We start from the raw sequence: 11,068 nt of genomic DNA, 5'->3' as shown, positions 1-11,068 counted from the left end.
ACCACCTTGGTCAATTGAGACCCAAGGTCTCCAGCCGGTCGGCGGCTTCGCGCAGTTGCGGGATCATCTTGCTGAGACTGGCAAGGTCATGGCGCTGCCGCGGGGCGTGCATCGACAAGGTGGTCAGCAACCGCCCCTCGCTGTCGCGCAGCGGCACGGCGACGGCGACCATGTCGTCCATGAATTCTTCATCGTCTGTGGCATATCCCCGTGCGCGTGTGCTCCCCAGTTCTTCGACCAACACATCCTTGTCGGAAATCGTCCGCTTCGTGACGGGCTTCAGGTCCATCCAAGACAGGAACCGGTTCAGCTTGTCCGTGCGCAGCGATGACAGATACATCTTGCCGCTTGCGGTGCAATGAAATGGCACCTGCGTGCCCACCGGCAACTGAATACGCAGTGGCCAGAGCGTCTCCACCCGGTCCAGATAGACCATTCCGAAGCGCCCGGGTGCTGCGAGATTGCAGGTTTCCCCGACCTCTCGCGCCAGTGCCTGCATGATCAGAAGCCGTTCTGTTCTCAGCCGCTGCGACGAGAGCGTGTTGCCCGCCAGACGCCGGAGCCTGCGGCCCGGCCCATAGGAGCGGCCATCAATGTCACGCTGCAGAAACTCTTGCTCTTCTGCGGTCGTCAGCAGCCGGTGGATCGTTGGTTTGGGCAGACCCAACGCCTCTGACAACGCAGCAGGAGAGACCGGCACACCCGCTCTGGACACCTCTTCGAGGATCAACAGCAGGCGCAGATTTGTCGGTATCTGCCCTTTGGTGTCAGAGGCGGAATCATCGGGCATGCATCGGTCTCACCTGTTTGGCAGCAGGAACAGCGCCAGTTCGGGGGTCAGAGAAACCAATACCCAAACGCTGATCAGTGCAACCAGATAGGGCACCGTGTACCTCAGCAGCCGGAAATACGGCACCCCCGTCACCCCTGAGGCCACATAGAGGTTCAACCCATATGGCGGCGTGATGAACCCGATGGAGGCGCCGACAAGGAAGATGACCGAGAAATGGATGGGATCAATCCCGACGCTTGCCGCGATGGGGGCAAGGATCGGCGCAAGAATGATTGTCACCGGCAGGGACTCGAGCACCATGCCCGAAAAGAACACGATCACCATCGCCGTGAACAGCACCGCATAGTACCCCCCCATGGACGTGACGAAATCCCCGATCACCTGCTGCGCGCCCAGTAGCGACAGGATCTGTTGCATGACCACGGAAATCGCGATCAGCGGCGCAAGGATGCCCGTGATCTCTGCTGACCGCATTGTAATGCCCGGCACCTGCCAGAGCGTGAAACCCTCGACCACAAGCATTTCGCCATAGCTCTTGTCTTCCCAGGTGCGGTTTGGATCGCGGTTCATGAACCGGCTGACCACCCAGGACAGAAGCCCTGCGATGATGCAGAAACCGACCGTGACGCCAGCCGCCTCGGTTGGCGAGAATTTCCCGGTGTAGATACCCCACAGCACCAGACCGATGGCGAAGAACCCAAGCCACGCGCCGAACGCGGTTTTGAGGACGCGATTGATCTGCAACGGGATCAGGTATCCCCAACCGTTGATCCGGCAGATGATCCAGCAGGCAAGCTGCATGCCGATCACCATCAAAGCACCGGGCAGAATTCCCGCCACAAACAGGTCGGAGATCGGCAGATTCATCAGGAACCCGTAGACAATGAAGATGATCGAGGGCGGGATGATGATGCCCACGGTACCACCGGCGGCCGCCGTGGCCGCAGAGAAACGCTCGTCATAGCCGCCTTTGACCATTTCGGGATGCAACATTGATCCGATCGTCGCCGTCGTGGCGGAATTTGACCCCGAGATGGCGGCAAAGAGCCCGCACGCGCCAAGCGAAGCCATGGCCAGACCGCCCCTCAACCATCCGAGACAGGCATAGGCAAAATCCGAAAGACGCCGCGCGATCCCGGACTTGTTGATCAGGTCACCGGTCAGGATGAACAGCGGCATCGCAAGCAGCGCAAAACCCTTGTTGAACACGTTCAGGATCTCGGCGCCCATGTTGTCAAGCGTAAGGCCCAGCACGAACGAACACCCGACCACCCAATAGGCAATGACCAGGAACACCGGCACACCCAGCATGAACAGGAACGTGACCCCGACGGAAATCAGCGTGACAAGTGTTCCATCGGTCATCACGTGTCCCCCCCGATCACGGCCTGCTTGATCAGCGGTTGTCCGGTGCGGAAATTCCTGATGTCGTCTTCGATGTTCTCGACCGCGCGCGCGGCCATAAGCGTGGCTGCCACGGGCGCAGATAGCAGGAACCACCACTGCATGGTGTTGTCAGTGCCCAGCACGATTTGAAAGTTCGATGCGGACAACGCAACCACGCGGAGGGTCGTAACGAGCAGGATCAGTGCAAAGCCGAACCACAATGCGAAATCGAGCCAGAGGCAGGCAAACTGCGCCTTGCGCGGCATGATCGTTCGGAACTCGGAAAAGCTCAGATGCGTGCGCATCCGGATGTTGTAGGCGCCTCCGAACAGCGCCATGATCATGAACAGAAACGGCGGGATCGTGGTTGACCAAGGCTGCTGGTTGGCAAAGACGAACCGGTCAATGACTCCCCAGAAAATGATCCCGGCCGTCAGAAGGTAACAGGCCACCATCACAGTGCGTTCGAAATACCGTTCGACGATCGGCACATGATGGTAGATCCACGCCAGCGCGAGTCCCGAAATCATCAGAAAGACTGCGCCGAAGATGTAGACCGTGTCAGGTGCAAGGGCCTGCCGGATCGTCCAGGAATCCTGACTGGCCAAGGCGCTCAGCAAAGCGCTCAGATCGGACCAGATCGCCATCTGCCCCTCCTCCCTTGAATTGAAAACGCCGGATTTGTCCGGTCTGTTTTTCGTGTGATGGACCAGCCCCGCGCAGGCGGGGCTGGTCAGGGTTTACGACTGTGCCGCCTCAGCCTTTCCACCAGCGGCGCGGCTCGACGTTTTCCGCGAGTGTGTGCGGGTTGTTGCGGACTTCGTTGTAGATGTCCTGATACGTATCGATGCCACCGGCCCAGCCGTTAATCCGCTCGCGCCACTGCTCCCACAGGGCCGGCTGATACTCGGGCGAGCACATTTCCTCGGCTTTCTTGATCTCTGCATCCGACAGTTTTGCGACCCGCACGTTGTTTTCGGCGAAGATCGTGCCCGGCATGGGCGGGTCAGTGAAGCCGACCGTGTTGACCAACGCAGCCTCGTTCGCCGCCTGGACGTGCACCTGCGTCAGGTAGGAGGCTTCCATGACCGCATCCTGCAGCTCGCCGCCAAGCCCGTCGAAGGTTTCGGTGCGCATGGCGGTGTGCTCGGTCCCGCAGAAGAAACGCAGATCCACGCACTGGCTGACCACGGGCGACATGTTGGCGTAGGCCACAGCAGACGCCCAGGTTTCCGCGCCGTCGATCAGACCTTGCTTGAGTCCATCCAGTGTTTCCTCCCATGCGACCGGGACGGGGTTGAGGTTCAGGGCGTTCATGGCAATGCGGCCAAGTTGGGTGCCTGTGACACGGTTCTTGGTCCCGGCAAGCTGCTCGATCGAGGTGACTGTCGGCTTGTCCTGCCAGCTCAGGCCAAGCTGGATGCCCCGCAGCTCCGCATGGGTGAACAGGAACTTCAACCCATGCCGCTTCTCGAACGGATCGCGCAGGATGCGCTGCGATTCCGGGCTGTACATGAAGTAGTATTGATCCGCGCGGCTGCGGAACATGTACGCGTAATCAAGCACGTTCAGGTACGGCGCACCGCCTGCGGAGTTCTGCGTGGAGGCAGCGTAGATGTCGATGATGCCTTGCTGGGCTTTTTCCACGCAGGAGAGCTGGCCACAGATCTGGTTGTTGCCGATGAACTCCACCCGGATCTCGCCATCCGTCCGCTCTTCGAGGTCGCGCGCGAACTCAAGGCACCCTGCCCTCTCGATCAGAAGGTTCTGCGGGTTGAAGCCCGCCGCGCCGAACTTGAGCGTGTGCTTCGCTTCCTTGGCAAAGCGCTTGTTGTAAGTCGATTCGGCGGCCTTCGCGAGGTTCGCCGCAGTCATGGCGCCGCCAAAAGCACCCGCCGCCATGAGCGTGGAACTCATCCCGTAAGTGCCAGCAATCCTGAAGAAATCTCTTCTCGAGACCCCCTTGATACGATCATAGACTCCCATTGCTTCCTCCCATATTAGCAATTTTTGAGACGTTTCTTTTCAAAAAAGGCTAGACTGGTATGGCCGTTTTGCATAGACGTTTTTTCAGAGTTGAGGGGAAAAGTGGCGTGGAAGCAGACTATGTCATCGTTGGCGCAGGTTCGGCGGGATGTGTTCTTGCGAACCGTCTGAGCGCTCAGCCCGATGTTACGGTCGTCCTGCTTGAGGCCGGTGGGCGCGACATCAACCCGTGGATTCACATCCCCGTCGGCTACTTCAAAACCATGCACAATCCGTCGGTCGACTGGTGCTACCGCACGGAACCTGACCCAGGCCTGAACGGGCGGCAGCTGGATTGGCCGCGCGGCAAGGTTCTGGGTGGCTCTTCCTCGCTGAACGGCCTTCTCTACGTGCGTGGACAGCCGCAGGATTATGATCGATGGGCACAAATGGGCAATCCCGGCTGGGGCTGGGATGATGTGCTGCCCCTGTTCAAAAGGTCCGAGAAGCAGGAACGCGGAGCAGATGATTTCCACGGCGACCAAGGTTCGCTGGCAGTGTCGAACATGCGCCTGCAGCGGCCCATCTGTGACGCGTGGGTCGCAGCCGCACAGGAGGCGGGTTATCCGTTCAATCCCGACTACAACGGCGCGAAACAAGAGGGGGTCGGCTACTTTCAGCTGACTGCGCAGAACGGTCGGCGCTGTTCCAGCGCCGTGGCCTTCCTAAAGCCGGTGCGGTCCCGCCCGAACCTCACGGTCGTGACGCGGGCCGCTGCGTCGAGGATTCTGTTCGACGGCAAACGGGCCACAGGCGTTGCTTACAGGGACGGCTCCGGCGCGGAGAAAACCGTAAGGGCAAGGGGCGAAGTGATCCTGTCTTCGGGGGCAATCGGGTCTCCGCAACTGCTGATGGTGTCCGGCATCGGAGAGGCGGCGCAGCTTCAAGATCAGGGCATCGAAGTGGTGACCGACCTCCACGGCGTGGGCAAGAACATGCAGGACCATCTGCAGGCGCGGTTGGTCTTCAAGTGCAACGAACCCACCCTGAATGACGAGGTGCGCAGCCTTTTCAACCAGGCCCGCATCGCCCTGAAATACGCGCTGTTTCGCGCAGGACCGATGACGATGGCAGCGAGCCTTGCCACGGGGTTCATGCGCACGGGCAATCATGTCGAGACTCCGGATGTCCAATTCCACGTACAACCGTGGTCCGCCGACAGTCCCGGCGACGGGGTACACCCGTTCTCGGCCTTCACGATGTCGGTCTGCCAACTGCGGCCCGAAAGCCGCGGAGAGATCCGCCTCGCATCCGCTGACGCGGCGGTTTACCCGAAAATCCACCCCAGATACCTGTCGACAGAAACCGATTGCCGAACCATCGTGGAAGGCATCAAGATAGCCCGGCGGATTGCACGCCACGCACCACTGAAGCACAAGATATCAGAGGAATTTCGGCCAGATGGCGCACTCGATCTGGAGGACTATGAAGGCACGCTGGACTGGGCTCGAAACAACTCCACCACGATCTATCATCCGACCGGAACCTGCAAAATGGGCTCCGGCAAAGATGCCGTTGTCGATGCGCGTTTGCGCGTCCACGGGATCGGCGGCTTACGGATCGCAGATTGCTCCATCATGCCCGAGATCGTCTCGGGAAATACCAACGCCCCGGCAATCATGATCGGAGAAAAAGCTTCCGACATGATTCTCGAGGACCGCAAGACGGGCGCTGTGAACAGCGTCGCCTGACACAGCTGATATTGCATTAGGGGAAGTACCATCATGAAAATGACGACCGAAGAGGCATTCGTCAAAACGCTGCAACGCCACGGCATCAAGCATGCGTTCGGGATTATCGGATCGGCCATGATGCCGATCTCGGACCTGTTTCCGACCGCGGGCATCACATTCTGGGATTGCGCCCACGAAGGCAGCGCCGGAATGATGGCGGATGGCTATACGCGCGCGACCGGCAAGATGTCGATGATGATCGCGCAGAATGGGCCCGGCATCACCAACTTCGTCACTGCGGTCAAAACCGCTTACTGGAACCACACGCCGCTGCTGCTGGTCACACCGCAGGCCGCGAACAAGACAATCGGTCAGGGTGGATTTCAGGAAGTCGAACAGATGGCCCTGTTCGAGGATATGGTGGGTTATCAGGAAGAGGTACGCGACCCGTCGCGCGTGGCTGAGGTTCTGGCCCGTGTGATCGCGAAAGCAAAGCACCTGTCCGCGCCGGCGCAGATCAACATACCCCGGGATTACTGGACCCAAGTCATCGACATCGACATTCCGACAGCCCTTGAATTCGAGCGCCCGGGTGGCGGCGAGAACTCTGTCTCCGAGGCAGCAAAACTTCTGTCGGAGGCACGCAATCCGGTGATCCTGAACGGCGCAGGCGTGGTCTTGTCGAAAGGCGGTATCGCTGCAAGCAAGGCGCTTGCAGAACGCCTCGATGCGCCGGTCTGTGTCGGTTACCAGCACAATGATGCGTTCCCGGGCTCGCACCGGTTGTTCGCCGGGCCGCTCGGTTACAATGGCTCGAAGGCCGGGATGCAGTTGATCAGCGAGGCTGACGTTGTTTTGTGCCTTGGCACGCGGCTGAACCCGTTCTCAACCCTGCCCGGCTATGGGCTCGAATACTGGCCTGCGGATGCCAAGATCATTCAGGTCGATATCAACCCGGACCGGATCGGCCTGACCAAGAAGGTCACCGTAGGCATTGTCGGGGACGCGGCGAAAGTGGCTGACGCCATACTCGGCAAGCTCTCGGATACCGCCGGGGACGAAGGGCGCGACGCACGGCTTGCAAAGATCGCCGAGACAAAGTCGCGTTGGGCGCAGCAGTTGTCCTCCATGGATCACGAGGATGACGACCCGGGCACAACCTGGAACGAGCGTGCCCGCGCCGCCAAACCGGACTGGATGAGCCCGCGGATGGCGTGGCGCGCCATCCAGGCAGCCTTGCCACAGGAGGCGATCATTTCCTCCGACATCGGGAACAACTGTGCGATCGGCAACGCCTACCCGAGCTTCGAAGAGGGCCGCAAGTACCTTGCCCCCGGTCTGTTCGGCCCCTGCGGCTACGGCCTGCCTGCCATTGTGGGTGCCAAGATCGGCTGCCCCGACGTCCCGGTGGTCGGGTTTGCCGGGGACGGTGCCTTTGGAATTGCGGTCAACGAACTCACAGCGATTGGACGCGGCGAATGGCCCGCCATCACCCAGATCGTGTTCCGCAACTACCAGTGGGGCGCAGAGAAACGGAATTCGACCCTCTGGTTCGATGACAATTTCGTCGGCACCGAACTGGACGAAGAGGTTTCCTATGCCGGGATCGCCAAGGCCTGCTCGCTCAAGGGCGTGGTTGCCCGCACGCAGGAGGAACTGACCGAAGCCCTCCGCCAGGCCATCACGGACCAGATGGAGAACGGCGTGACAACCCTGATCGAGGCCATGATCAATCAGGAGCTTGGCGAACCCTTCCGCCGCGACGCGATGAAAAAACCCGTGGCTGTGGCTGGGATAGACCCGGCTGATATGATGGACGAGGCCGTCTAGGCCGAAATGACATCCGATCTTCCTCGAGCGCCCGGCCAAAGACTGGCCGAGCGCGCCAAAGCCTTGTTTCCCGGCGTTCTGGTGGCCCTGATCGTGGCGCTGGCAGCGCAGTTCGTCGCCGAACACTACGGTGCCCCCGCAATGCTCATGGCGCTGCTGTTCGGGATTGCGTTGAATTTCCTGAGCGAGCCGGGCCCGACAGCAGCGGGCATCGGGTTCACGGCGCAAACCGTGCTCAGGGTCGGCGTCGCGATCCTTGGCGCGCGGGTGAGCGCCGAGATGCTGATGTCCCTCGGATGGGGAATGATCGCGTTGCTGGTGACCGGGGTCGTGGCAACGATCCTGTTCGGGGTGCTTTTGGCGCGCGTGATCGGACAGGGACCGCGCTTCGCGATTCTGACGGCAGGGGCAGTGGCCATTTGCGGAGCTTCAGCCGCGATGGCAATCGCGGCGGTGCTGCCCAAGGATGAGCGGTCGGAGCGCAACCTGCTGTTCACAGTGCTGGGCGTCACTGTCCTGTCGACCGCAGCAATGATCGTCTATCCTATCCTCACCACCGCACTGGGGTTCGATGACGTCACAGCCGGCGCGTTCATCGGTGCGACCGTGCACGATGTGGCACAGGTTGTCGGAGCGGGCTTTTCCATTTCGGAAACTGCGGGCGAAACCTCAACGCTGGTCAAGCTGATCCGGGTGTCTTTTCTCGCGCCGGTCGTGGTGCTGATTGCACTCTGGTGGCATGGTTCGGCAGAGCCGGTCGACGGCAAACGCCCGCCGATTGTGCCGACCTTCGTAGTCGGATTTCTGTGCCTTGCCATTCTCAATTCTCTGAACCTGATCCCGGCGGCTGTCGCAGGTGTCTTGGCGCAGATGTCGTCCTGGGCCTTGCTGGCGGCCATCGCAGCGGTGGGTATGAAGACCGATCTGCGCAACGTCCTGCAGGTTGGCGGTGGGGCCATTGCGCTCATCGTGGCCGAGACGCTGTTCCTGGCAGGTCTGGTTTTGCTTGGCATCTATTTTCTGGATCTTTCGCCGTGACCGACGCGCTGCTTGCCCTGAATGCCGGAAGCTCTTCGTTCAAGTTCGTGATTGCGCGGGCGGATGCCCTCGATCAGCCTGTATTGGGCGGCAGCGCGGAACGCCTCGGGTCCGAGCAGGGTGTGCTGAGCCTCAAGCCTGCTCAAGGACCCTCCTCTCGCCAGGCACTGCCTGACGCGACGCACCAGCAGGCATTGACGGTCCTCTTCGATGCGCTGGCAGAACATTGCCCCGGCCTGACTGTGCGCGGCATAGGTCATCGGATTGTGCATGGGGGCGCCATCTTCACCGATCCGGTGCGCATCACACCGGACGTGGTGGGCGATCTGACACGTCTGGTCCCGCTTGCCCCCCTGCACCAGCCACATGGCCTCGCTGCAATCGACGCTGCGCGCGCGCGGTATCCGGAGGCCATTCAGGTTGCATGTTTCGACACTGCGTTCCACGCAGGCAAGCCATGGATTCATCAGGCCATCGCCTTGCCAAAACGCTACTACACCGAGGGCGTGCGTCGCTACGGGTTCCACGGGATCGCCTGCGAGTCGATCACGTCGGCCCTGATCGCTGACGGATTTCCGCTTGAGGAGCGCGCAATCGCCATCGCACATCTCGGCAATGGATGCTCTGTTACGGCGGTCAAAAACGGACGGGCCTTAGCGACCAGCATGGGGTTCTCTGCGCTGGACGGGCTGACAATGGGCACCCGGTGCGGGCATATCGACCCCGGTGTCTTGCTGCACCTGCTCAGGAACGGGCATGATGCAGACAGCCTGGAACGACTTCTCTATCGCGAAGCGGGCTTGCTCGGCCTGTCCGGACTCTCGAACGACATGCGCGATCTGGCGGCGTCTGACTCAGACGATGCGCGGGATGCAATCGCGTTCTTCATTGCCCGCGCTGTTGAAGAGATCAGCCGGATGGCCGGTGTCATGGGCGGGCTGGATTGTGTGGTGTTCAGCGGCGGGATCGGTGAGAACGCCGCCGATATCCGGCACGCCGTCATGAAAGGGCTGTCCTTTCTGCCGGGGCGCGAAGGAACCGGAATTGAATGTAAGGTGCAGCCTGCGGATGAAGAAGATCAGTTGTTGCGTGCGGCCAAACGCTTTCTTTGACGAGGTCCAGAACACTGACACGGGGCTTTCTTCGCCGCCTTGGCTATCTGTCCGGTCACTTTGCGCGTCACAGGCGCGTGGCGTCGCGCCGGTGAACCTTGTAGAGTGCCCTTGGGCGGCGGTCGCCCCCGACCCGCGCTGACGCATCTCGCAAGGAAACATCAATTTCATGGCCGAGCCACCCGAGCCACGAAAAGTCATCGGGACCTTTCACAAAACAGGCAGCGTACTGTGGCAATTGATCTGCGAGAAGGCGGTGGCAGAGGGTGTCTTCGACTGCTGGAACCTGACCAAGGGGCCGGAGGCTCCAACCGCAGAAGTTATTCTGTCGTTGCACGCACATACCACAACCTCGTTACTTGCCGAACATGCAAGCCCATTGTCCCCGCAGGACCGTTGGGTGGTGTGCATCCGTGACCCGCGGGATCTTGTGATCAGTGCCGCGCATTATCACGCTGTTACGAAAGAGCGTTGGTGTCATGTCCCCCACAAGGAATTTGCAGGGCTGACCTACCAGGAGAAGCTCAACTCGTTCGGCACATTATCCGACAAACTACTGTTTGAAATGGACAATTCGGCAGGGCGCGCCATTCGGAACATGACCCGTATGCGCAAGGAGCTGCCGGATGACATCGCGCATTTCGTCAAGCTGGAGCACCTGCTCGAAGACACCGGTCTGCGCGCATTCGGAGATGCGTTCGCCTTTCTCGGGTTCGACCCCGGACGGATCGTGGATCTGCTTGCGATCGCGGTCGAATGCTCCTTCTTTGCCGACCCCAGCGCCCTGACCCGTAGCAAGCACGCACGTGCCGGGGCAGTGGCCGAGTTCACTGGGGTTTTTGACTATTCGACCACGCGCCGGTTCGAAGACCTTTTCCCCGACAGTCTCGCGGTGCTCGGATACCCGGAGGATGGCCTGTCCCCCCGCGTCTCATCCCAGCTGACCGGTCGAACCGATGCCAAGGGCAGGTTCTGGCCCGGTCGTCGCCCGCAGTCGGAGTATCAGGCGCGGATTGACGACCTCAACGACAGGATTGATGCGCTTTCGGATCGACTGAACAAGGAATTCAGAACCCGCCAGGATATAACCCGACAACGCAACGAAGCCCTCGAAACTCTGGATCGGCTGCAACACCGCACTGCCTCGCAATGGATCCAGACGTTGCGCGACAGGTTCCCGGGCCGCAGATGACGAAAGCGAGCGCGGGCCG

At 60.8% G+C, this 11,068-nt stretch carries 9 protein-coding genes; 5 read left to right on the top strand and 4 right to left on the bottom strand.

Going from position 1 to position 11,068, the window contains the following annotated elements; all coding sequences use genetic code 11:
* Nucleotides 1-10: 10 nt before the first annotated feature.
* The 4 genes from ACP15N_RS17050 to ACP15N_RS17035 form a co-directional block, all read right to left on the bottom strand.
* Entirely contained in the window at nt 11-790 is a 780-nt protein-coding gene (locus ACP15N_RS17050) for an IclR family transcriptional regulator (RefSeq protein WP_425093546.1), read from the bottom strand.
* A 9-nt stretch (nt 791-799) separates the two neighbouring features.
* Nucleotides 800-2,158, bottom strand: a complete 1,359-nt coding sequence (locus ACP15N_RS17045; protein WP_425093545.1) for a TRAP transporter large permease — start codon at nt 2,156-2,158, stop codon at nt 800-802.
* Nucleotides 2,158-2,826, bottom strand: coding sequence for a TRAP transporter small permease (locus ACP15N_RS17040; protein WP_425093544.1), 669 nt, complete (start codon nt 2,824-2,826; stop codon nt 2,158-2,160). The genes ACP15N_RS17045 and ACP15N_RS17040 overlap by 1 nt, the downstream gene beginning before the upstream one ends.
* A 109-nt stretch (nt 2,827-2,935) precedes the next feature.
* On the bottom strand, nt 2,936-4,165 hold the full coding sequence (locus ACP15N_RS17035) for a TRAP transporter substrate-binding protein (protein ID WP_425093543.1): 1,230 nt from the start codon (nt 4,163-4,165) through the stop codon (nt 2,936-2,938).
* Nucleotides 4,166-4,224: 59 nt separating this feature from the next.
* Here ACP15N_RS17035 and ACP15N_RS17030 point away from each other — a divergent pair, with 59 nt between their 5' ends.
* From ACP15N_RS17030 to ACP15N_RS17010, 5 genes are all read left to right on the top strand, one after another.
* Nucleotides 4,225-5,895, top strand: coding sequence for a GMC family oxidoreductase (locus ACP15N_RS17030; RefSeq protein ID WP_425093542.1), 1,671 nt, complete (start codon nt 4,225-4,227; stop codon nt 5,893-5,895).
* A gap of 33 nt (nt 5,896-5,928) precedes the next feature.
* On the top strand, nt 5,929-7,707 hold the full coding sequence (gene xsc / locus ACP15N_RS17025; protein ID WP_425093541.1) for a sulfoacetaldehyde acetyltransferase: 1,779 nt from the start codon (nt 5,929-5,931) through the stop codon (nt 7,705-7,707).
* Between the two features lie 6 nt (nt 7,708-7,713).
* Nucleotides 7,714-8,745: a YeiH family protein gene (locus tag ACP15N_RS17020; RefSeq protein ID WP_425093540.1), complete on the top strand. Its 1,032-nt coding sequence runs from the start codon at nt 7,714-7,716 to the stop codon at nt 8,743-8,745.
* Entirely contained in the window at nt 8,742-9,857 is a 1,116-nt protein-coding gene (locus tag ACP15N_RS17015; protein ID WP_425093539.1) for an acetate/propionate family kinase, read from the top strand. The genes ACP15N_RS17020 and ACP15N_RS17015 overlap by 4 nt, the downstream gene beginning before the upstream one ends.
* A gap of 169 nt (nt 9,858-10,026) precedes the next feature.
* Nucleotides 10,027-11,049: a hypothetical protein gene (locus ACP15N_RS17010; RefSeq protein WP_425093538.1), complete on the top strand. Its 1,023-nt coding sequence runs from the start codon at nt 10,027-10,029 to the stop codon at nt 11,047-11,049.
* The last annotated feature ends 19 nt before the right edge of the window (nt 11,050-11,068 follow it).

Origin of the sequence: Tropicimonas sp. S265A, from assembly GCF_049800835.1 — a bacterium.
GTDB lineage: Bacteria > Pseudomonadota > Alphaproteobacteria > Rhodobacterales > Rhodobacteraceae > Dinoroseobacter.
Note: the sequence above shows the minus strand (reverse complement) of the source record. Positions and strands in the feature narration are given on the sequence as shown.

What these genes read in the sequence shown, in the direction of transcription:
- ACP15N_RS17050 (WP_425093546.1), bottom strand. Translation starts at nt 790, where the DNA reads ATGCCCGATGATTCCGCCTCTGACACCAAAGGGCAGATACCGACAAAT.
- ACP15N_RS17045 (WP_425093545.1), bottom strand. Translation starts at nt 2,158, where the DNA reads ATGACCGATGGAACACTTGTCACGCTGATTTCCGTCGGGGTCACGTTC.
- ACP15N_RS17040 (WP_425093544.1), bottom strand. Translation starts at nt 2,826, where the DNA reads ATGGCGATCTGGTCCGATCTGAGCGCTTTGCTGAGCGCCTTGGCCAGT.
- ACP15N_RS17035 (WP_425093543.1), bottom strand. Translation starts at nt 4,165, where the DNA reads ATGGGAGTCTATGATCGTATCAAGGGGGTCTCGAGAAGAGATTTCTTC.
- ACP15N_RS17030 (WP_425093542.1), top strand. Translation starts at nt 4,225, where the DNA reads ATGGCCGTTTTGCATAGACGTTTTTTCAGAGTTGAGGGGAAAAGTGGC.
- xsc (WP_425093541.1), top strand. Translation starts at nt 5,929, where the DNA reads ATGAAAATGACGACCGAAGAGGCATTCGTCAAAACGCTGCAACGCCAC.
- ACP15N_RS17020 (WP_425093540.1), top strand. Translation starts at nt 7,714, where the DNA reads ATGACATCCGATCTTCCTCGAGCGCCCGGCCAAAGACTGGCCGAGCGC.
- ACP15N_RS17010 (WP_425093538.1), top strand. Translation starts at nt 10,027, where the DNA reads ATGGCCGAGCCACCCGAGCCACGAAAAGTCATCGGGACCTTTCACAAA.